Below are 20920 nucleotides of genomic sequence, written 5' to 3'. Positions count from 1 at the left end.
CTTCGTGGAGGGTGGATCGTGAGGGGAGTTCGGCGGGGTCTCCCGCGGGACTCCCCTCACGGCAGGTGGTGTTGGCCATGTTCCCCTCGGTGCCCGATACACGTCCCGCACCTCCCGCACCCTGCGGGGTCCCGCTCTTCGGACCCCTGCGCGTACGGGGCGGCGGTGGGCGGCGGCTGCGGCGGGCGCTGCGCGGGCAGCGCAGGGCGCTGGCGGTGGGCTTCGCGCTGGCCTCCGCCGTGCTCGCCGCTTCGGGGCTGAGCGGTGAGAGAGGCGCGGCGGCCGTCGCCGGGGGCGGGCCGCCGGGGCTCGATCGGGCCGCCCCACGTCTGGTGTCCGCTCCGGTGCGGATCGCCGACGCGGCGACGGTCGGGCTGCTGCGGCCGGGCGACCGCGTCGATGTGATCGCCGCGGTCAACGGGGAGTCCGGGGCCGACGTGGTGGCACGCAACGTACGGGTGACGGAGGTTCCACGCGGTGCGGGTGAGGGGGAGGCGCCGTTCCCGGAGGCCGACGGCGGGGCGGGCATGGGGCACGGCGCCCTGGTGGTCCTGGCCGTGGAGCGGAACACCGCCGCGGCCCTGGCGGGTGCCGGTGCGTCGGGGCTGCTCTCGGTGGCGGTGTCCCGTGCCGGATAGGGGGCGAACGGGGATGCTGGAGGTGCCGCAGGAGGTCCGGGATGTGCCGGTCACCCGGCGGGGTCAGGTCTGGGGCCCTGTCCGCAGGGACGGGCCCCGTCGCCGACCGCCGGTGTCAGATGTGGTGGGGCGGCTTCTCGTCGAGGAAGCGGGCCAGCTCGGACGCGCTGCCGGCAGGAGCCCGCTCGCCCCACCCCTGGTCCGTGTCGTCCGCGGACTGCCGGTCCAGCGGATCGTCGAAGACCAGAGCCGACGGCTCGGACCTGGACTCCTGCGGAGGCCTCTGCTGGGGCTCCGGGGGCTTCGTCTCTCGCGGTCCGGAGGCGGGGGCGGTACTCATAGGTCCAGGGTACGGCGGAGCTCAGCGATCCTTGGGGTCGAGCAGCCACAGCCCGAGCACGACGAGGAACGACAGGCACAGAAATCCGGCGCCCCACCAGGCCGTGCCCGTGTCGCCCTCCATCCAGACGTTGACGACCTCGGTCAGCGCCCACAGCTGTCCGACGACGACGCTCATGGCGAGCACCAGCCGGGCCGTCAGCTTCGCGGACCGCTCGGGTTCCTGCTCCGATCCCGCCCCGGGCCCAGGGCCGGTGTGGCGCACCCGGGGGTCGGCGTAGCCGCTGGTGGGCCGGATCTGGGGGTAGCGCTCGTGGAGGGGGCGGTTCAGCTCGGCCCGCGCGCTGCCGGGGTGGTAGTCGGGGTACGCCGTTCCGGAGGGGCGGGGCGGCCGGGGCGGCTCGACCGGGTCCATGGGTTCGGTCATGACCGGCTCCCGGTGGACGCGGCGCCGGACGTGGCCGGCGCGGGTGGCGCCTCCGCGCCGCCCCCGGTGCCGGGGCAGCCGATCCGTTCGGCGAGATCCGGGCGGTCCTCGGCGAGCTGGCGGCAGAGCCCTTCCTCGATGCTCTCCCCCGAGCGGGTGGTGCCGACGGCCCAGACGCTCCCGTCCTCCAGCTCGGTCAGCGCCACCTTGGGCAGTCCGCGGGGCGGCGGGCCGGCTGTGACCTCACCGGTGCGGGCGTCGAAGACTCCCTCGTGGCAGGGGCAGTAGAGCTCGCCCTCCGTACCGCGGTCCTTGCGCCAGAGCACTCCGCACGCCAGGTGGGTGCAGACGGCGGAGTAGCCGACGAGGGTGCCGTCGTCCATCCGCACGGCGACCGCCCGGTCCTCGTCGCCGGGGTAGCGGAAGGCGAGGGACTCGCCGGGCGGCAGCTGGGCGGCGATCCGCTTCGGGGGCGGTGCCTTCCCGTCCTCCGTCTCGCCGTGCCGGTGGAGGATGCCGCCCGCGACGGCCAGACCGCCGACGGCGAGGCCGCCGGACACGGTGGCGACGATCCGGAGGTAGTCGCGCCGGGTGGTCAGCGAGTCGGCGGCGATCCGGTCCTGCAGCGCTTCACGGGGGTCGCTTCCGGAGCCGTGGTCGGGGCCCGGCTGCTGCTGTTCGGTGACGCTCATCGACGGACGTCCTTACCGTTGATCTCGACGACGGGGAGTCCGCCGGGGACCGGCCACTGGACGCGCTCCGCGGGCACGACCATGGCCACGCCGGTGCGGACCTCGCTCTCGCCGAAGACGAACGTGTCGGCGACCTGCACACCGGGGCGTTCCGCCTGGAGCTCCTCGATGGTGCCGTAGTAGAGGGCGCCGGTGGGGCAGACGGTGGCGCACATGGGGGCGAGTCCGTAGGCGGTGCGGTCGTAGCAGAGGTTGCACTTCAGCTGCAGCTTCGCCTGGAGGTCGATCTTCGGTACGCCGAAGGGGCAGGCGTTGACGCAGTTGGCACAGCCGATGCAGCGGGTGGTGTCGGCCTGCTGCACGACGCCGTCGGCGGTGACCAGGATCGCGTCGGCCGGGCAGACCTCGGCGCAGGGGGCCACCGGGTCCTCGCAGTGCATGCAGACCGTGGGAAGGGAGGCGACGGAGGAGCCCTCGTCGGTGTAATCGAGGTGGATCATCGACTTGCCGCGGTGCGAGTCGCATTCCCGGCAGGCGGAGACACAGGCCTGACAGCCGATGCAACGCCCCGGGTCGATGAACATCGTTCTGCCCATCATCGGGGCATCAGCTCCTTTCCGAGGTGCCGCGGCCCTGCGGGGCCGTCGGCGGCAGCGGGTCGGTGCGGGAGACCTGGGTCTCGGGGTAGGCGACGTGGCCGGGGGCGACCGGTGGCGCGGGGACCTCGTCGATCGCCTCGGCGTGCTCGATGCGGCAGGCGCAGACCTTGTACTCGGGGATCTTGGAGCGGGGGTCGAGGGCGTCGATGGTGAGTGCGTTGGCAGCTGTCGGGATGGGCCAGTGGTAGGGGATGAACACCGTGTCGGGCCGGATCGCCTCGGTGACCAGGGCGGGGAAGACCTCGCTGCCGCGCCGGGTGACGACGCGGACGGGTTCGCCGTTGCGGAATCCGTGGGAGGGGTGGACCTCGGCCCAGGGCCGCGGGGTCTGCTCGACGAGCGCGCCCAGCCGGCGGGTCTGGTTGCCGGAGAGGAAATGGGCGACGGTGCGTCCGGTGGTCAGCGTCATCGGGTGCTCCTCGTCGTACGGGTCCGCCGGAGGGTGCCACTCGACGACCTGCATATGGATCTTGCCGTCGGTGTGGTAGGTCGTGCCGTCCTCGAACAGCCGGGGGGTGCCGGGGTGATCGGTGGACGGGCAGGGCCACGAGATCCCGCCGGTCTCCTCGAGCCGCTCGTAGGTGATGCCGGAGTAGTCGATGACGGTGCCCGCGGAGGCCCTGCGCAGCTCGTCGAAGACCTCGCGGGAGCTGCCGAAGGCGAATTTGTCCCCGGCGCCGAGGCGGCGGGCGATCTCGCACATCACCCAGGTGTCGGTCCGCACCCCGGAGGGCGGTTCCTGGGCCTTGTTGTGCTTGACGACGCGCGCCTCGGCGTTGGCCATCACCCCTTCGTCCTCGGCCCAGATGGTGACGGGGAAGACGACGTGGGCGTTGGCGGCGGTCTCGGAGAGGAAGAAGTCGAACTGGGCGTGGAATTCGGTGGTGTCGTACCCCTCCTTGACCACGGCGTAGTTGGGGAGCGAGACGAAGGGGTTGTTGCAGATGCCGATCAGGCCGCGGATCTCCTGGCGCTGCATCTGCCAGACCATTTCCATCATCGAGGTTCCGGCGGCCGGGAGTTCGGACTCCTCGATGCCCCAGATCTCGCAGATCTGCCGGCGGTGCTCCTCGTTGAGGATCGAGCGCCCGCCGGGGAGGAGGTCGGCCTTCTGGCCGTGCTCACGGCCCCCCTGACCGTTCCCCTGGCCGGTGAGGGTGCCGTAGCCGGCGCCGGGCTTGCCGATGTGGCCGGTGGCGGTGCAGACGTTGATCACACTGAGGCAGTTCTCGACGCCCTGGGTGTGGTGCTCGATGCCCCGGGCGTGGAAGGCCATGGCCTTGGGGGCGCGGGCGAAGGCGCGGGCGACCTGGACGACCTGCTCCGCGGGGATCCCGCAGATCGCGGCGGCGCGGGACGGGGGGTACTGGGCGACGTTGGCCTTGACCTCCTCCCAGCCGGTGGCGTGGGCGGCAAGGTAGGCCTCGTCGGTGAGGCCCTCCTCGATGATGACGTTCAGCACGGCGTTGAAGAAGGCGGAGTCCGTGCCCGACTTGAGCGCGACATGAATGTCCGCGGTGCGCGCGACCGCGGTCTCACGCGGGTCGACCACGATCAGGGTGGCGCCGCGGTCCCGGGCCCCCCAGACGTACTGGGTGAGCACGGGGAAGCACTCGCCGACGTTGGCCCCGGCGAGCAGCAGGCAGTCGGTGAGCAGGATGTCGGAGAAGGGGTTGCCGGCCCGGTCGATGTTGAAGGCGAGCTTGTTGGCACCCGCAGCGCTGACCATGCAGAGCCGGCCGTTGTAGTCGACGTGCTTGGTCTTCAGCGCGACCCGGGCGAACTTGCCCACCAGATACGTCTTCTCGGAGAAGAGGCTGGCCCCGCCGAGCACACCGAAGGCGTCCCGCCCGTGCTCCTGCTGGATGCGCCTGATCTCGGAGACGGTGAAGTCGAGCGCCTCGTCCCAGGAGACCTCCCGCAGCTCCTCGTCGCGGGAGCGGCGCATGAGGGGGGCGGTGAGCCGGTCCGGGTGGTTGACCTGCTGGTAGGCGTTGATGCCCTTGGGGCAGAGCCGCATGCGGTTGATGTCGTGGTTGCGGGGCTCCACGCCGAAGACCTTGCCGCCGCGGTCCACGCGGAGATACATCCCGCACTGGACACCGCAGAAGCAGCAGTGGGTGGGGACGAGCGTCTCTCCGTTCTGGTCGGCGTGCCACTGGTCGGCCGGAATGCCGCCCGCGTCCCGGAAGCCCCGGGTGCCCGGAGGGGCGAGCGAGGGGTCGAGGGGGACGACGGTACGGCCGTCGGCTGCGCGTGGGTCCGCGGTCACTTGAAACCCTTCTTGACCTGGGTGAGATAGGCGTTGCCGCGCAGGACCCGCTTGCAGCGCGGGCAGTACTCGGCCCAGGCGTCGAAGCCGAGGTCGAGGTCACGCATGGTGCCGCGCAGGTTCTCGACGTACGGGCCGGTGTCGATGGCTTCCCCGCAGCGGCGGCAGGCGAAGATCTCGTCGTCCTGGCGCCCGGTGTACTTGAAGAGCTGCATGCCGACCGCCGCCGGTCTCTGCACGATGTGGAAGAACTTCCCGAACGGGATGTAGATGAGGGTGAAGACCACCGACACCATGTGCAGGATCGCCAGGAACTCGTAGCCTCCGCCGTGCAGGAAGATCGAGGAGAAGGTGAGCAGCAGACCGGTCACGGAGATGACGATCAGTGCGAGCAGCGGCACCATGTCGTAGGCGAACCGCTGTCCGGTGATGGCCCCGCGGTCCTTCATGCGGCGCCAGAGGAAGTACCCCGCGCCGGGGATGACGAGTACGGCCGCGAGGTCCAGGCCGTGGAACATCACCCAGCCGATGAAGCTCAGCGAGTCGAAGCCGAGGACCTTGATGCCCCAGATGCGCATCGCGTAGCCGGGCCCCGCGCCGCTGTCGGAGGTGAAGGTGAACCAGCCCCAGGTCAGCGGGAAGGTGATCAGCGCGGCGAGGATGCAGCCCCAGAAGATCAGCTGGTGGGCGGCCCAGCGGGCGTGGGAGCGGGCGCCGAGGAATTTCTGGAAGCCCAGATAGGTCGCGATCATCTTCGGCAGGGCGGTGGGAGTCCTGCGGAAGTTCTCGGTCGAGAACAGGCTGCGCCAGCCGTTCTTGAAGAGCCGTCGGGCCCCGGGGGCCGAGACCCAGACCGTGTAGCGGTAGGCGACCCCGAAGGCGAGGAAGACGGTGGCGACGGCGTACGGCAGCAGCGCCGAGTCGAAGTCGTGCAGCAGGCGGCTGCCGAACACGATCGCGAGGATCAGCAGGCAGGAGACGACGGCACCGGCCAGGGCCGCGCGTCCGGAGACGGAGCGCGGGAGGCGCCCGGCGGCCCTCGCGACGACGTTGGGCCCCTGTCCGGTCGGCCGGCCGGCCGTCCCACCGGTCGTGCCGGTGCGGGCATCGGTCTCGGGCTGCTCGGCTGCGGCGGGTTCTGGTGGCTCGGTCACCCGGCCACCGTAGGGCCGCGATAGGCGTTTGGTCCCGTTATATGCCTCTATGGTGTGAGCGCGTCGCCCAGGTGGCCCGCGCCACCGGCTCGGTCGGGCCGAGGCCGCGGCGGCCCCGGGCCGCAGCGGCTACGGGCCCGGGTCGCGGAGGCTACGCGTCGACCGGTCCGGCCACGGCCGGGGTCGCGGCGCGTCACTGCGGGCGGCCGACCACCACGGCGCCGCGGAAGCGGTCCGCCGAGAGGACCGACATCGTGTCGAGCGACGAGTCGGTGACCGGCAGCAGATGGGCGTCGACCCAGGTGTCCCCGGCGACCGTTTGGGCCCACGGGTCCTCGATCACGACGGCGCCCGGCACGACGCCGTGGCAGAGCACCCAGTGCGGCACGTCGAACCCCAGCATCCCGGCGAGCGAGACCAGGAGCAGCACGTGCTCCCGCCGGTCGAGCGCGCTCCGGATCGCGGCCAGGGAGAGATGTCCCGGGTCGACCGGGACGCCGGTCCGTCCGGCCTCCGTACGCGACGTGCGCTGGAGCAGGGCACGCCACTCCTGTTCCTTCTCCGGGAAGTGGTCGAGCAGGACCGGCCGGTCCGTGTCGAGGTGGACCGTGACGGGCGACGACGGCCACGCCCGGCGCACGGCGACGCCCAGTCCGACCGGTTCGCACGACGGGAAGTTGGTCGCGTCACGCCACAGCGTCAGCTCCGCCTCACGGTCGAGCGCCTCCCGCGGAAGGGCCCCCGCGTGCGCCTGCGCGACCAGAGCGGTGACGGCGCCGCAGGTGAAGTGCGTGGTCTGCCCGTAGTACGGGGGCTCGGTGCCGGGGCCCTCGCCCAGCCAGCGAACGTAACCGGCATCGGGCCCCGCCCCGTCCTCCGCCGGTGCGAGCGGAGGACGCATCGGGGCGAAGCCGGCGGCAGCGGCGGCCTCCGGGGTCGCCGTCCATCCCTCCCACTTGACCTGCACGAGCCCTCGGTCACGTGCGTGCGCGACGACGGCCCGGACGGCTGCCGGCACATCACCGACCGCGTCGACGATCTTGAGATAGGCCGTGTGCGGGCGCGCCGTCACGAGCGCGGCAGCGACCGGGTCCGCGCCGTCGTCACCCGGAACGACCACGATGTGGGGGGCGTGGGCGGAGCGGTCGACCGTGTGCCAGCGCTCCGGCACCTCGCGCCCCAGCCGCCCGAGCCGCCCCAGCGAGGTCGGCGACGTGTCGGGCTCGAACGGGACGACGACGCTCGTCACGGCCGTTTCCTGCCGGGACCGCGGAGACGACGAGGACTGCGGTGACTGCGGTGACTGCGGTGACTGCGGTGAGGGCATTCTGGGGCGCTCCTTACGGGTCGGAGGGGTGAGGGAGGGGACGCCGCCCGGCGTGGGCGCGCCGGCGTCCGGCGTCATGCGCGGGACCGCCGGAGCACCCAGACGAAGTACGGGGCGCCGACCAGGGCGATCATGAGGCCCGCGGGCACCTGGGCAGGTGCGACGAGCGTGCGGCCGAGGGCGTCGGCCACACAGACCAGCACCCCGCCGAGCAGCATCGCGACCGGGATCGACCGCCCGTGCCGAGCGCCCACCAGCGACCGTGCGAGGTGCGGGGCGACGAGCCCCACGAAGCCGACGACCCCGACAGCGATCACGCTGAGTGCCGCTAGCACCGCGGCGATGGCCAGCGCGGCGAAACGCGTGCGTTCCGGCCTGACGCCGACGACGCGCGGGGTGTCCTCGTCGACGGCGAGCAGGTCGAGGTGGCTGCGCATGGCGAGCAGCACGGGAAGCGCGAGCGCCAGGGCCACCGCGACCGGTACGACGTCGGGGAACGTACGCCCGTAGGTCGTGCCGGAGAGCCAGGTGAAGATCCGGGGCGTGTTCCACGGGTCGGCGCGCAGCAGGAGGAAGGTGGTGATGGAGCTGATGCCGTACCCGCAGCCGATGCCGATCAGTACGAACCGGTCGGGCAGGAAGCCGCCGCGCCAGGACAGCAGGGCGATCAGCCCGAACGTGGCGAGTCCCGTCACGACGGCGGCCGCGATGAGCAGCGGCCGCCCGCCGGGCAGGTCCGAGGTGACGATGGCCACCGCACCCAGCCCGGCGCCCGCGGTGATGCCGAGCACGCCCGGCTCCGCCAGCGGATTGCGTACCGCACCCTGTACGACGCATCCGGCCAGGCCGAGGGCCGCCCCGGCGAGGATCGCGGCGAGCACGCGCGGGACCCGGTCGTCGAGCGCCTGCCCGATGAGGCCCGGGGCGGTGCCCTGGACCCAGAGCGCGATGTCCCCCGTCCGCAGCCAGAGGCTTCCCGCCAGGACCGCCACGAGGGCGGCCGCGGCCAGGAGTGCCACCGCGCCGAACACGACGAGCAGGAAGGCGCGGCGGGACCGTGCGGCGACCCGGGCGTGCGGTGGTTGCCGCAGCCGGCCCGTGTCACGGAGGCGGAGCGCGAGGATCACGATCACGACGGAGCCAAGCAGCGCGGTCGGCACACCGGTGGGGATGGACGCGGCCCCGTCCGCGCCCTGCACCGCGCGCAGCGAGGCGTCCGCGAGCAGGATGAGCAGCGCGCCGAGCAGCCCGGCCGCGGGCACCAGGAAGATGTGCCGGCGCAGCGCCCGGACCCGTCCCGCGATCAGCCGGGCGAACACCGGGGCACCGAGGCCGACGAAGGCGATCGGGCCCGCGAGAGTCACGGCCGTGCCGGTCAGGACCACCGCGCAGATCACGGCGATCACACGGGTGGCCCGGATCGGCACACCGAGGGTGGACGCGGCGTCGTCGCCGAGGTTCATCACATCGAGCCTGCGGGACAGCGCCAGGGCGGCGCACAGCACCACGGCCACGAGGGGGAAGGCGCGCATCGACGCGTCGATGTTGATCTGGGCGAGCGAACCGCTCCCCCAGGCGAAGAGACCGGTGGTGTTCTCCTTGAACAGGATGAGGACCATCGCGGTCGCAGCGTCCAGGGCCAACGCCGTCGCCGATCCGGCGAGGATCAGGCGGGTGCCCGTGGTGCCGGCGGCGCGGCCCGCGAGGAGCAGCACGAGCGCGGCCGCCGCCAGGCCGCCGGCGAAGGCGACGGCGCCCGACGCCCAGAGCGGCACGGCGAGGCCGAAGGCGGCGACGAGCGAGAGCGTGAAGTAGGCCCCGGCCGTGACCGCGAGGGTGTCGGGGGAGGCGAGCGCGTTGTGCGTGACGGACTGGAGCAGCGCCCCGGCCGCGCCGAGGGCGATGCCCACCGCCACCCCCGCGAACAGGCGCGGCAGGCGCGAGCCGGTGAGGATCTCACCGACCGGCGCCCCACCGGTGCTCTCCCGCTCCCCGCCGAGGTACCGCACCAGGTCACCGACGCCGACACCGGATGTCCCCTGCGTCAGGTGCCACATGCCCACCAGGACGGTGGCGACGAGAAGGAGGGCCAGGACGGCCACTCCGGTGGGGCCGCCGCCGCTCCCGGCGCGCGGCAGCGCTTGCCCTCGGAGTGCCGATGTCCGCGCTGTGCTCACTTCTTGTTGCTCACTTCTTGTCGAGTACGTCGACGTACGCGTCGATCGCCTGCTCGCAGGAGCGCGGACCGCCGGCGCCCCACACCCGTGCCGGGAACGCGTGCGCGCGGCCTTCCTTCACGGCCGGCATGCTCTTCCAGAGCGGGTTCTTCTCCATCGCGGCGACGTACCCGCCGGCGCCTTCGTCGTTGGCGTAGAAGAGGTTGGCGTCGCCCACCGAGGTGAGTCCCTCGACGTCGGTCTGCGCGAGGCCGTAGGAGGGATCGACGCCCCCGTCACCGTGGGCCTTGTTGACGTCGTCGGTCCACGCGGACTTCATGCCGAGCTCTTCACCGATCTCGGTGAACAGGGCGCCCTTGCTGTAGGGGCGGACGGTGAGGTTGCCGCCCTCCAGCCATCCGTCGAAGAACAGGAAGTCCTTCGTCGGCAGTTGGGCGTCGGTGACCTGCTTCTTCGCCGTCGCGAGGTGGTCGTCGAACTCCTTGAGCACCTGGTCGGCCCGCTCGGTGCGTCCCGTCGCCTCACCGATCATGCTGAACACCTCGCGCATGTTCCCGATCGGGTCCTTCGGGTTCGCGCCCCGCGTGGCCATCACGGGGACGCCTCGCTTCTCCAGCTTGGCGAGGGTCTCGTCGTCGGCGTCGAACGCCTCCACGACGATGAGGTCGGGGTTCGCCGCGTAGAGGGTGTCGAGATCGGGCTCCTCACGGGTGCCGATGTCGGTCACGCCACCGGGCAGCTTCTCCGCGCTGACCCAGGTGCTGTATCCCTTCGCGTCGGAGACCGCGGTCGGGGTGACGCACAGCGTCAGCGCGTCCTCGACCTGCTGCCACTCCAGGACTGCGATCCGCTTGGCGGGCTTGTCGAGCTTCACCTGTCGGCCCACGCCGTCCTTGAAGGAGACCGGCTTCGTCGAGGTGGTCGTGGTGTCGTCGGCGCAGCTCTCCGAGGCGGGCGACGCGCTGGCGCTGCTGCCGGCTCCGGCCTTGTCGACGGTGGTCGTGCCGCAGGCCGTTGCGGCGAGGACTATGAGCCCTGTGGAGGCTGACGCCGCCAGGCGATGGGCACGGTTCATGGAGGATCCTCTTTCTTACGATGCGAAGCGAAGTATCGAGATGCGTCGAGATGCATTGACATGCGTTGGAGTGCGTTGCGCGGGGCGCCGTACGACCGGTTCAGCCGGGGTGGCGCCCGATCGGGTCGATGCGGAGGCGGCCCGTACGGGGATCGACGCCGACCTCGACGCGGATGTCGTAGACGTCGCCGATGTTCTGCGCGGTGAGGACGTCGGCGGGTGCGCCCGCCGCGTGCACACGGCCGGAGCGCATCAGGACCAGCGTGTCCGCGACGCGGGACGCCTGGTCGAGGTCGTGCAGCACGATCCCGACCGCGATGCCGTGCTCCTCGACGAGATCGCGCACCAGGTCGAGCGTCTCGATCTGGTAGCGCAGGTCCAGGTGGTTGGTCGGTTCGTCGAGCAGTACGACGCCGGTGTCCTGGGCCAGGCAGGCCGCGAGCCAGACGCGCTGCATCTCCCCGCCGGAGAGTTCCCCGACCGGCCGGCCGGCCATGTCCCGCACGCCGGTCACGCCCATGGCGCGGTCGACGGCGCTCCGGTCCTCGGCGGTCGGTCCGGCGAAGCCCCGCCGGTACGGGTGGCGTCCGAACGCCACGACCTCCGCGACCGTCAGCCCTTGGGGCGACGGCCTCGACTGGGAGAACAGCGTGACCTCGCGGGCGAAGTGACGGGCGCTGAGCAGGGCCGCGTCACGCTCGGAGGATTCGCCGGGGGTACCGAGCGTCACCCGGCCGCCGTCCACCCGGTGCAGGCGGGAGAGCGCGCGCAGCAGCGTGGACTTCCCGCTGCCGTTCGGCCCCACCAGAGCGGTCGCCCGGCCTGGCTCCAGGGCGATCGAGACGCCGTGGACGACCGGTGTGCCGTTGTACCGCAGGACCAGGTCGTGCCCGTTGAGGGCGGCCACCGGCGTGGCGGGGTCGGCCGCGGGGCGACCGGCTCGCCGGGAGGTGCTTGTGAACATCGGTGGGTCCGGACGCTCGGAGGGGCAGGGACTGCGGGCACCCTCCGTCCGGCTTTCACCGGCCGGGCAGCGGACTCCTCCACGCACGGAGAAACGGAGAACCACGCACGGCGAGCAAGAACTAAGGGTTGCCTAACTCCGAGAAGGGTATGTTCCGCTTGTCCTGTCGGCAATCAGGAGTTTTGGACAGGCAATACGGGATTCCGGACATCCTCGGGAGAACCGTCGGCCGTCTCGAAGTAAGCGCCCGGTGTGGTGCCCATGACCCGCCGGAAAGAGGCGATGAAGGTGCTGGGCTGCGCATAGCCGAGCATCTCGGAGACGTTCGTCACGTCGAACCCCTCGGAGAGGAGCGTCAGCGCCCGGTGCACCCGCAGCACCTGCCGCCACTGCGCGAAGGACAGGCCCGTCGCATGGCGGAACGCGCGGGTGATCGTGCGTTCGCTCACCCCCAGCCGCCGCGCCCACTCCTCCAGCGAGCGGCAGTCGGCGGGATCGTCCAGCAGGGCTTCCGCGATGGCGTCGATCCGGGCGTCGCCGGGCAGCGGCAGCACGAACTGGCGCTCCGAGGGCTGGAGCACGTCGAACACGACCGACTCGGCCCGCGTCCTGGCCGCCTCGTCGAGGTCCGTACGGGACAGATGCGACAGGAGTGACTCCAGCAGCGGCGTCATCGCGATCGCCTGCGGCTCCTCGAACGCGATCGGCACACGGCCGGGGACGAAGAACGCGTCGTGGAACTCGGCGCCGGCCGTCGCCCTGCCGCCGTGCACCAGCCCCGCGGGCATCCACAGCCCGTGCCCCTCGGACACGGTGAAGACGCGGTCCTCCACGCGGGACGTCAGCGTCCCCCCGCGTACCCAGACGAGCTCGTGGAGGGCGTGCGCGTGGGGTGCCCACTCGGTGGGAACAGGGGGTATCCGCAGCCCCGCGATGATGGCGAAAGGTGCCGTGGCCTCCTCGGCGAGCGGCTCCACCCGGCGCACGACAGTGCCCGCCTCGCGCCTCCACATCCCGGGGCGCGCGTCGCCACGGGACGGTCGGACCATACGGGCGAGTCTATCCGGGACCCCCGTCGGACCGGGAGGCCCACGGGCCGCGACGGACGGGCGAGCGGTTCGGGGAGCGCCCGCGTGGTGCGTTCCCGGCCCGCCCCACTTCCCCCGCCTGCACCTGTACGTTCGCGGTGCACGGCACCCCCGCACTCACGAGGAGCTCGCCATGACCGAGGAACTGCCGGGCCAGGGACCGCTGGACGCGCTGACGGACGTGGCCGGGATCCGCGTCGGGCACGCCCGGGTGCCGGGCGAGGGCGCGCTGAGCGGGACCACCGTGGTCCTCGCCCCCGAAGGCGGGGCCGTGGCCGCCGTCGACGTACGCGGGGGCGGCCCCGGCACCAGGGAGACGGACGCACTCGACCCTCGCAATCTGGTGCAGCGGATCGACGCGGTCGTCCTGACCGGCGGCAGCGCGTACGGACTCGACGCGGCCTCCGGCGTGATGGCCTGGCTGGAGGAGCAGGGGCGCGGCGTCCAGGTCGGCCCGGACCCCTCCCAGGTGGTGCCGGTGGTGCCTGCGGCCTGCCTCTTCGACCTGGGCCGCGGCGGCGACTGGCGGGCCCGCCCCGACGCCTCGACCGGCCGTGCCGCCGTGGCGGCCGCAGCCGCTTCCGAGCCGGGCGCACAGGTCCCCGAGGGCTCGGTGGGCGCCGGTACGGGAGCGGTGGCCGGGCAGCTCAAGGGCGGTGTCGGTACGGCGAGCGTGCGCCTGCCCTCCGGGGCCACGGTCGCCGCGCTCGTCGTCGTCAACGCGGCGGGCTCCGTCCTCGATCCGGTGACCGGGGTGCTGTACGGGGAGTACGGCGCGGGAGAGCCGCCCGCGCACCCCGCGCCCGCGGTGCACGAGGCCGCGCGCCGGCGGCTGGCCGGGATCCGGGGCGCACGGGGAAGCCGGGAGGAAGAGGCCGGCGGGGTCTTCAACACCACGATCGCCGTCGTCGCCACCGACGCCGCCCTCACCCGCGCCCAGGCGCAGAAGCTCGCGGGCACGGCGCACGACGGGCTGGCGCGCGCCGTCCGGCCGGTTCACCTGCTCACCGACGGGGACACCGTCTTCGCCCTCTCCACCGGCCGGCTGCCCCTGCCCGCGGAACCCACCGCCGCGCTCAACGCCGTCCTGGCGGCAGGGGCGGACGCCCTGGCCCGCGCCATCGTGAAGGCCGTCAGGGCGGCCCGGGGCGCCGACGGCCCCGGAGGCACGTTCCCCTCGTACAGCGAGCTCTACGGCGCATCCTGAAGAGGCCGGGAACCTCTTGCGTCCTGTCCCGGAGAGCCGGGGAACTTTCTGCGTGCGCGGTACGTTTTTTGCGAACCCCGGTCACGATGTCAGACCCAGGGACTACGTTATGCACGCATCAGGTAACACGCGGCGACGGCCTGGAGACAGCACCTTGAGCGATCCGTACGAGACAACCGAGCAGCACCTCGAGCGACTCCTGCGATGCGCCCTGAACTCCTTCGACCTTTCCGACAGCACGGTCGGCCGGCTCGGGACGGCGCTGGCACACAGCTCCGCCCTGCACTCGTCCCACCACAGTTCCGTACTGCACCGCGAGACCTACCGGCACACCTACCTGCTCTCCGACGGGACCACGCTCACCCTGTGGGAGCTGATCCACGGCGGCGGCAGGGACGTCCCGGCCCCTCGCCGTCACGAGCTGTACGACGACGAGGGCGACGCACAGCTCGCCGCCGCCCGCCTCGCGGGCAGCTTCTGGGACACCCCGGCCCTCGGTGACGACAGCCTGCGGGAGGACCTGGAGGCGCTCACCCTGCTGATGAGCGTCCCCCCGGCCCCGCTGCCCCGCATGTACGCCCCGGACAATTCGGCGGACCACGCCCGCCGCGTCCTGCGCCGCGCGGAGAACGGCGACCGGCCGGGCGCAGCGACGGCCGGGCTCCTCCGGGCCGCCTTCGCCCACCACATCACCCAGGTCTTCGGCCGCCAGTACCACGTGGACGGACGGGACGCCGGGTTCACGCTGTACGAGCACGCCTTCCTCCTGCTGGACGGCAGCGAGACCAGCCTGTGGGAGGTCGAACACACGGCCACACCCGACGGCCGTCACATGTGCGAGGTGTACGACGACGAGCAGGCCGCGCGTCTGGCCATGGAGGACCGCACCCGGATCTGCTGACCCGGCCGTCCGGTCCGGCCCAGCCGTGCGGTTCAGCCCGTCGGCGAGTCAGCCCGTCAGTGCGGGCTCCTTGCGGGTCCCGTCGTCCTGCGGCTCCCCGGGGGCCGCGTCGTCCTCGCCGCCGCCCTCCAGATGCACCCGGGGCCGGGCCGGCAGGGCGAACATCACGAGGAAGATCACCGCGAGCACCCCGGCCACCCACCACAGCGACTGCTGGAACGCGTCCACGAACGCCGCGCCCATCGCTTCCTGCGGCAGCCGGTCGCCGATCGCGCCGAAGAAGACGACCGAGACGAGGCCGAGCCCCAGTGCCGTACCCATTTGCTGGACGGTGTTGATCAGCCCGGATGCCGAGCCGGAGTGCTCCTTCGGCACTCCGGAGAGCACCGCGTCGGTCAGCGGAGCCACGATCAGCCCCATGCCCACGCCCATGACGACCAGCGGGAGTGCCATCTGCCAGGGGCTGATCCCCAGTCCGTACCGTCCGGCCTCCCAGATGTAGAGCAGCAGCCCGGCGATCATCAGCAGGGCGCCCGCCTGCAGCACCTTGCGGCCGAAGCGGGGCACCAGCTTCTGCACGGAGATGCCGGCGGCGCCCGAGACGGCGATCGAGAACGGGATGCCCGTCGAACCGGCCCGCAGCGCGCTCCAGCCGAGCCCCATCTGCAGGTAGAGCGTCCAGACCAGGAAGAAGATCCCCAGGGCGATACCGAAGGTCAGCTGCACGGCGGTGCCGGCCGCGAAGCTCTTCACCCTGAACAGCGACAGTTCGATGAGCGGGGAGCCGTCCCGGTCCGCCTTCCGGCGCTCGAACACGACGAGCGCGGCGAACACCAGGAGACTGGCGGCCATCGACAGGTGCCCCCACAGCGGCCAGCCCAGCTCGCGCCCCCGGGTCAGCGGGTAGAGCAGCATGAGCAGGCCGAGGGTCACCAGGGCCACACCGGCCAGGTCCAGCCGGAGTGCCTTCGGGGCCTTGGACTCGCTGATGAACTTCCGGCCGAGCAGCAGTCCGGCGATGCCGACCGGGAGGTTGATCAGGAAGATCGGCCGCCATTCGAGACCGAAGAGGTTCCACTCGGTGAGCAGCGCGCCCAGCAGCGGCCCGGACACCGCACCGAGCCCGACGATCGCCCCGAAGAGACCGAAGACCTTGCCGCGCTCGTGCGCCGGGAAGGTGGCGTGCACGATCGACAGCACCTGCGGCACCATCAGCGCGGCCATCGCCCCCTGAAGGATGCGCGAGGCGACCAGCATCTCCGGGTTCACGGCAAAGCCGCAGAGGGCGGAGGCGACCGTGAAGCCTGCGATGCCGATCAGGAAGAGCCGCTTGCGGCCGTGGATGTCACCGAGCCGGCCGCCCGTGATCAGCCCGGCGGCGAAGGCCAGCGCGTATCCGGCGGTGATCCACTGGATCGAGGTGAACGAGGCGCCGGTGTCCCGCGTGATGCTCGGGATGGCGATGTTGACGATCGTGACGTCGACCAGGTCCATGAAGGCCGCGGTCATCACGATCGCGAGCGCGAACCAGCGGCGCCGGTCCGCCGGGTCCTGCGGCGTGGCCGGCCCGGTCGGTGCCGTGCGGGCGGCTGCCGTGCCCGGCAGGGATTCGGATGAAGTCATGGGAGGAAGCTAGAGGTCCAACAGGTCAGTTAATGACCTAATGGGCGGGCATCCTGGACCCATGACCGACACCCCGGCACGACTGCTGAAACTGCTGTCGCTCCTCCAGACGCCGCGCGAGTGGCCGGGCAGCGAGCTCGCCGGCCGGCTCGACGTCACCCCGCGCACCATCCGCCGCGACATCGACCGGCTGCGTGACCTCGGCTATCCGGTCGAGGCGTCGCGCGGTTCGGTCGGCGGCTACCGCCTGGTCGCGGGCTCCGCCATGCCGCCGCTCCTCCTGGACGACGAGGAGGCGGTGGCCATCGCGGTGGGGCTGCGGGCCGGGGCCGGTCACGCCATCGAGGGCGTCGACGAGGCGTCCGTACGGGCCCTGGCCAAGCTGGAGCAGGTGCTTCCGTCGCGGCTGCGGCACAGGGTCTCCTCCCTGCAGAACGCCACCGTGCCGCTCACCCGCGGCGACGGTTCGACCATCGACCCCCGCACGCTCACGGCGATCGCCTCGGCGGTCACCGGGCGGGAACGGCTGCGCTTCGCCTACCGCTCGGGGGACGGCACCGCCTCCAAGCGGCAGGCCGAGCCGTACCGGCTGGTGAGCACGGGAAGCCGCTGGTACCTCGTGGCGTACGACCTGGACCGCGAGGACTGGCGGACCTTCCGGGTGGACCGGGTGAGCGACCCGCTCGCCACCGGATCCCGTTTCACCCCGCGCGAGCTGCCCACCGGGAGCGGGGACGCCGCGGAGTTCTTCACCCGGTCGATGTCGCGCACGCAGCCCGAGCTGCGCCTCGATGTGACCTTCCGGGCCCCGGCGGGCTTCGTGACGGCACGACTGCCGGCGGCGCTCGGCGCGGTGGAGCCGACGGGCGAGCAGAGCTGCCGGCTGCGCACGGTCTCCGTGGACTCGCTGGAGTGGGTCGCACTGCGGCTGGCGCTCGTGGACTGCGAGTTCGAGGTGCACGGGCCCGCCCACCTGGTGGAGCACCTCAGCGCCCTGGGCGCGCGCCTGACGCGCGCCGCTTCGCCGGGGCCGGTGGAGGAGCGGACATGAATGAGCCCCGGCGCCGGGGGGGGGTGGGCGCCGGGACTCAGCTCAGGGGACCGGAAGGAGACCGGTCGTCGGGCCGGTGCGAACCGGCTTGATGGGGAGATTACGGGTTATTCGCTCACGCCGCAGCGTCAAAGCCCGTGTCGTGAGCCATTCGCTTCAATTCGAGCAGTGCGTGCTTCTCGATCTGGCGGATCCGCTCCCGTGTCAGACCGTGCTGCTTGCCCACCTCGGTGAGGGTCCGCTCACGGCCGTCCTCGATGCCGTACCGCATCTTGATGATGGAGGCGGTGCGGTTGTCGAGCTTGCCGATCAGGTCCTCCAGCTCCTCGCTGCGCAGCAGAGTCATCACGGACTGCTCGGGCGAGACGGCGGAGGTGTCCTCCAGGAGGTCCCCGAACTGCGTGTCGCCGTCGTCGTCCACGGACATGTTCAGGCTGACCGGGTCACGGGCCCAGTCCAGGACGTTGCCGACGCGCTCGGCGTTGGAGTCGAGCTCGGAGGCGATCTCCGTGTGGTCCGGGTCGCGCCCGTGCTCACGGTTGAACTCGCGCTGCACACGCCTGATCCTGCCGAGCTCCTCCACGAGGTGCACGGGGAGCCGGATCGTGCGGGACTGGTCGGCGATGGAACGGGTGATGGCCTGCCGGATCCACCAGGTGGCGTACGTCGAGAACTTGAAGCCCTTGGCGTAGTCGAACTTCTCGACCGCGCGCACCAGGCCCGCGTTCCCCTCCTGGATCAGGTCGAGCAGGGGCAGGCCCGCCCTCGGGTAGCGCCTGGCCACGGCAACGACGAGGCGGAGGTTGGAGCGGATGAATATGTCCTTGGCGCGCTCGCTCTCGGCGACCAGCGCCTCCAGCTCCTCACGCTTCGCTCCGCCGGCTTCGCTCTCCACCTCGCCCGCGAGGATCTGCTGGGCGTAGACGCCCGCCTCTATCGTCTGGGACAGCTCGACCTCCTTCGCGGCGTCGAGCAGCGGTGTGCGAGCGATCTCGTCCAGGTACATGCCGACCAGGTCGCGATCGGCGATCTCCCCGCCCACGGCGCGAACACTGTTTGCCCGGTCGGTCCCGCCGGTGCTGGCGGACGAACGACGGGCGACGGCACGGGTTGCCATGCGTGCTCCCTTGCTGAGTAGGTCGCGACACCCTCCCGGGTGCCCTGCATCCGATGGAAACAACGACTGGAATCCGGACAGAATTCCCACGGGGACCATTCACTTTTGAGATCATGCAGTACCCTGTCGCCCGCAAGACGAGGACACAAGGTGCAGATACCCACAGAAGTGCAGGTCAGGCCGGGCACGGAGGCCGACCTGGAGGCGTTGACGGACATCTACAACCATTACGTCCGTGAGACCGCGCTCACCTTCGACACGGTTGCCTTCACCCGCGACCAGCGCCTCCCCTGGTTGCGCTCCCATCCGGAGGACGGCCCCCACCGGCTCCTGGTTGCTCTGGACCCTGGTACCCGGGACAACGCCCCGCATGTCCTCGGCTATGCCACCAGCAGCCCCTACCGCCCCAAGGCGGCCTACGGCACGTCGGTCGAGGTGAGCGTGTACTGCGCCCCCGGCACGACCGGCCGCGGCATCGGCACGCTGCTCTACAAGGAGCTGTTCGAGGCGCTGGCCGGCGAGGACCTCCACCGCGCCTACGCCGCGATCGCCCTGCCGAACGAGCCGTCGGTCCGGCTGCACGACGCGTTCGGCTTCCGGCACGTCGGCACGTACACGGAGGTGGGCCGGAAGTTCGGCCGGTACTGGGACGTGTCCTGGTACGAGAAGCCGCTGCTCAGCCGAACTGCACCGAGCGCTTCGCCAGACCCATCCAGAAGCCGTCGATGACACTGCGCCCCTGATCCAGCTCGCCCTCGGCCGCGCCGAGAGTGACGAACAGCGGTGCGAAGTGCTCGGTACGGGGATGCGCCAGCTTGCCCGCCGGTGACGCGTGCTCGAAGTCCAGCAGGGCGTCGATGTCCTGGGCCTGGAGCGCGCGGTGCCCCCAGTCGTCGAACTCCGACGACCAGCCGGGCGCAGCCGGGCCGGCGTGCCGCAGCGCCGCCAGGTTGTGCGTGAAGAAGCCGCTCCCGACGATCAGCACGCCCTCGTCGCGCAGGGGGGCGAGCTTGCGCCCTATGGCCATCAGCTTCTGCGGGTCGAGCGTCGGCATCGAGATCTGGAGGACGGGGATGTCGGCGGCCGGGAACATCTCGACCAGCGGCACGTACGCCCCGTGGTCCAGGCCCCGGTCGGGGATGTCCTGGACCGGGGTCCCGGCGCCGCGCAGCAGCTTGCGCACGTCGTCCGCGAGCTGCGGGGCGCCCGGGGCGGCGTACCGCACGGCGTAGTAGTGCTCCGGGAAGCCCCAGAAGTCGTACACGAGCGGCACTGTCTCGGTGGCGCCCAGGGCGAGCGGGGCCTCCTCCCAGTGCGCGGAGACCATCAGGATCGCCTTGGGGCGCGGCAGCCCCGCCGACCAGGCGGCCAGCTCCCCGGGCCAGACCGGGTCGTCCGCGAGCGGCGGCGCGCCGTGGGACAGGTAGAGGGCGGGCATGCGTTCCGCGGTGACTGTCATGACGCTCCCATTCCTCCGCCGATCAAGGTATGTGTGTTCTGTACAGGTACCGGGAACGGCACCTGCGTGAGCACAGGCAATTCGGCGGACCGGCTCTTCGGACACAGGTCCTTGAATCTTCAAGTTCCAACTACCGGAGACCTTAGCTCTATCTAGTTCAACTTTCAAGAAAAGGTCGTACAGTGGAGTACATGACCACGGCATCCCCCGGCGGGCCCCGGTGGCTCACCGACGAAGAACAGAGCGTGTGGGGCGCGTACCTCCACGCCACCACGCTCCTGGAGGACCACCTCGACCGCCAGTTGCAGCGCGATGCCGGCATGCCGCACGTCTACTACGGGCTGCTCGTCCACCTCTCCCAGGCGCCCCGGCGGCGGAAGCGCATGACCGAGCTGGCCAAGGACGCCAAGATCACCCGCTCCCGCCTCTCGCACGCCGTCGCCCGGCTGGAGAAGAACGGCTGGGTACGCCGCGAGGACTGTCCCTCCGACAAGCGCGGCCAGAACGCGATCCTCACCGACGAGGGCCACGCCATGCTGGCGCGGTCCGCACCGGGGCACGTCGAGGCCGTGCGCCAGGCGATGTTCGCCCGGCTCAGCCCCCAGCAGGTGCAGAGCCTCGGCGAGATCATGCGGGTCATCGCCGCCGGCCTGCAGCCGGAGGGTACGGACGCGGATCTGCCCTGGCTCCGCTGAGCGGAACCAGGGCAGAGAAGAAGAACCCTTCGCGGGCCTTCGGGCGGCTCGGCGC

General features: G+C 71.8%; 20 protein-coding genes. 6 read left to right on the top strand and 14 right to left on the bottom strand.

The window, feature by feature from the left end; genetic code table 11:
* Positions 1 to 77 precede the first annotated feature (77 nt).
* Positions 78 to 638, top strand: a complete 561-nt coding sequence (locus ACIRD8_RS35465) for an RcpC/CpaB family pilus assembly protein (RefSeq protein WP_404001174.1) — start codon at positions 78 to 80, stop codon at positions 636 to 638.
* A 115-nt stretch (positions 639 to 753) separates the two neighbouring features.
* Here ACIRD8_RS35465 and ACIRD8_RS35460 read toward each other — a convergent pair whose 3' ends face one another.
* The 11 genes from ACIRD8_RS35460 to ACIRD8_RS35410 all read right to left on the bottom strand — a co-directional run bounded on the left by ACIRD8_RS35460 (position 754) and on the right by ACIRD8_RS35410 (position 12773).
* Positions 754 to 978: a hypothetical protein gene (locus tag ACIRD8_RS35460; protein WP_404001171.1), complete on the bottom strand. Its 225-nt coding sequence runs from the start codon at positions 976 to 978 to the stop codon at positions 754 to 756.
* A 21-nt stretch (positions 979 to 999) separates the two neighbouring features.
* Complete coding sequence (locus ACIRD8_RS35455; RefSeq protein WP_404001168.1) at positions 1000 to 1404, bottom strand: hypothetical protein; 405 nt, start codon at positions 1402 to 1404, stop codon at positions 1000 to 1002.
* Positions 1401 to 2096, bottom strand: a complete 696-nt coding sequence (locus tag ACIRD8_RS35450) for a ubiquinol-cytochrome c reductase iron-sulfur subunit (RefSeq protein ID WP_404001165.1) — start codon at positions 2094 to 2096, stop codon at positions 1401 to 1403. Before ACIRD8_RS35450 ends, ACIRD8_RS35455 begins: the two co-directional genes overlap by 4 nt.
* Positions 2093 to 2695, bottom strand: a complete 603-nt coding sequence (locus ACIRD8_RS35445; protein ID WP_129263968.1) for a 4Fe-4S dicluster domain-containing protein — start codon at positions 2693 to 2695, stop codon at positions 2093 to 2095. Before ACIRD8_RS35445 ends, ACIRD8_RS35450 begins: the two co-directional genes overlap by 4 nt.
* Positions 2696 to 2702: 7 nt before the next feature.
* A complete protein-coding gene (locus ACIRD8_RS35440) occupies positions 2703 to 5027 on the bottom strand; it encodes a molybdopterin oxidoreductase family protein (protein WP_404001162.1) in 2325 nt (774 codons plus the stop codon).
* Positions 5024 to 6181 carry an MFS transporter gene (locus ACIRD8_RS35435; RefSeq protein WP_404001159.1) on the bottom strand — a complete coding sequence of 386 codons (1158 nt, stop codon included), beginning with the start codon at positions 6179 to 6181 and terminating at the stop codon, positions 5024 to 5026. Before ACIRD8_RS35435 ends, ACIRD8_RS35440 begins: the two co-directional genes overlap by 4 nt.
* Before the next feature lie 193 nt (positions 6182 to 6374).
* Positions 6375 to 7508 (bottom strand): peptidase C39 family protein, encoded by a 1134-nt coding sequence (locus ACIRD8_RS35430; RefSeq protein ID WP_404001156.1) that lies wholly within the window; start codon positions 7506 to 7508, stop codon positions 6375 to 6377.
* Positions 7509 to 7582: 74 nt separating this feature from the next.
* Positions 7583 to 9685, bottom strand: a complete 2103-nt coding sequence (locus tag ACIRD8_RS35425; RefSeq protein WP_404001154.1) for an iron ABC transporter permease — start codon at positions 9683 to 9685, stop codon at positions 7583 to 7585.
* Between the two features lie 10 nt (positions 9686 to 9695).
* The gene (locus tag ACIRD8_RS35420; RefSeq protein WP_404001151.1) at positions 9696 to 10760 is read right to left on the bottom strand and encodes an iron-siderophore ABC transporter substrate-binding protein; all 1065 of its coding nucleotides are present in this window, start codon (positions 10758 to 10760) and stop codon (positions 9696 to 9698) included.
* A gap of 100 nt (positions 10761 to 10860) precedes the next feature.
* Positions 10861 to 11724, bottom strand: a complete 864-nt coding sequence (locus ACIRD8_RS35415; protein WP_404001149.1) for an ABC transporter ATP-binding protein — start codon at positions 11722 to 11724, stop codon at positions 10861 to 10863.
* Between the two features lie 173 nt (positions 11725 to 11897).
* Positions 11898 to 12773, bottom strand: a complete 876-nt coding sequence (locus ACIRD8_RS35410; protein ID WP_404001146.1) for a helix-turn-helix domain-containing protein — start codon at positions 12771 to 12773, stop codon at positions 11898 to 11900.
* 172 nt (positions 12774 to 12945) lie between these two features.
* On the opposite strand from ACIRD8_RS35410, the gene ACIRD8_RS35405 reads away from it, so the two are divergent.
* Together ACIRD8_RS35405 and ACIRD8_RS35400 are read left to right on the top strand one after the other, a co-directional pair.
* On the top strand, positions 12946 to 14019 hold the full coding sequence (locus ACIRD8_RS35405; protein WP_404001143.1) for a P1 family peptidase: 1074 nt from the start codon (positions 12946 to 12948) through the stop codon (positions 14017 to 14019).
* 154 nt (positions 14020 to 14173) lie between these two features.
* The gene (locus ACIRD8_RS35400; RefSeq protein ID WP_404001140.1) at positions 14174 to 14920 is read left to right on the top strand and encodes a DUF6227 family protein; all 747 of its coding nucleotides are present in this window, start codon (positions 14174 to 14176) and stop codon (positions 14918 to 14920) included.
* A gap of 48 nt (positions 14921 to 14968) precedes the next feature.
* Here the strand turns inward: ACIRD8_RS35400 and ACIRD8_RS35395 are convergent, their stop codons facing one another.
* Positions 14969 to 16543, bottom strand: a complete 1575-nt coding sequence (locus ACIRD8_RS35395; RefSeq protein WP_404001138.1) for an MFS transporter — start codon at positions 16541 to 16543, stop codon at positions 14969 to 14971.
* Between the two features lie 61 nt (positions 16544 to 16604).
* On the opposite strand from ACIRD8_RS35395, the gene ACIRD8_RS35390 reads away from it, so the two are divergent.
* Positions 16605 to 17594, top strand: a complete 990-nt coding sequence (locus tag ACIRD8_RS35390) for a helix-turn-helix transcriptional regulator (RefSeq protein ID WP_404001135.1) — start codon at positions 16605 to 16607, stop codon at positions 17592 to 17594.
* A gap of 115 nt (positions 17595 to 17709) precedes the next feature.
* On the opposite strand, the gene ACIRD8_RS35385 is transcribed toward ACIRD8_RS35390, so the two are convergent.
* Positions 17710 to 18711: an RNA polymerase sigma factor RpoD/SigA gene (locus ACIRD8_RS35385; RefSeq protein ID WP_404001132.1), complete on the bottom strand. Its 1002-nt coding sequence runs from the start codon at positions 18709 to 18711 to the stop codon at positions 17710 to 17712.
* Positions 18712 to 18861: 150 nt separating this feature from the next.
* Between ACIRD8_RS35385 and ACIRD8_RS35380 the strand changes: the two genes are divergently transcribed.
* The gene (locus tag ACIRD8_RS35380) at positions 18862 to 19440 is read left to right on the top strand and encodes a GNAT family N-acetyltransferase (protein ID WP_404001129.1); all 579 of its coding nucleotides are present in this window, start codon (positions 18862 to 18864) and stop codon (positions 19438 to 19440) included.
* Here the strand turns inward: ACIRD8_RS35380 and ACIRD8_RS35375 are convergent.
* The gene (locus ACIRD8_RS35375; RefSeq protein WP_404001126.1) at positions 19388 to 20170 is read right to left on the bottom strand and encodes a dioxygenase; all 783 of its coding nucleotides are present in this window, start codon (positions 20168 to 20170) and stop codon (positions 19388 to 19390) included. The two genes, ACIRD8_RS35380 and ACIRD8_RS35375, sit on opposite strands and share 53 nt — an antisense overlap.
* Before the next feature lie 182 nt (positions 20171 to 20352).
* Between ACIRD8_RS35375 and ACIRD8_RS35370 the strand changes: the two genes are divergently transcribed.
* Positions 20353 to 20865 (top strand): MarR family winged helix-turn-helix transcriptional regulator, encoded by a 513-nt coding sequence (locus ACIRD8_RS35370; protein WP_404001123.1) that lies wholly within the window; start codon positions 20353 to 20355, stop codon positions 20863 to 20865.
* Positions 20866 to 20920 lie beyond the last annotated feature (55 nt).

Origin of the sequence: Streptomyces sp. NPDC102451, assembly GCF_044765485.1 — a bacterium.
In the GTDB taxonomy this organism is placed as follows: domain Bacteria; phylum Actinomycetota; class Actinomycetes; order Streptomycetales; family Streptomycetaceae; genus Streptomyces.
This window is presented reverse-complemented; position numbering and strand designations above follow the sequence as displayed.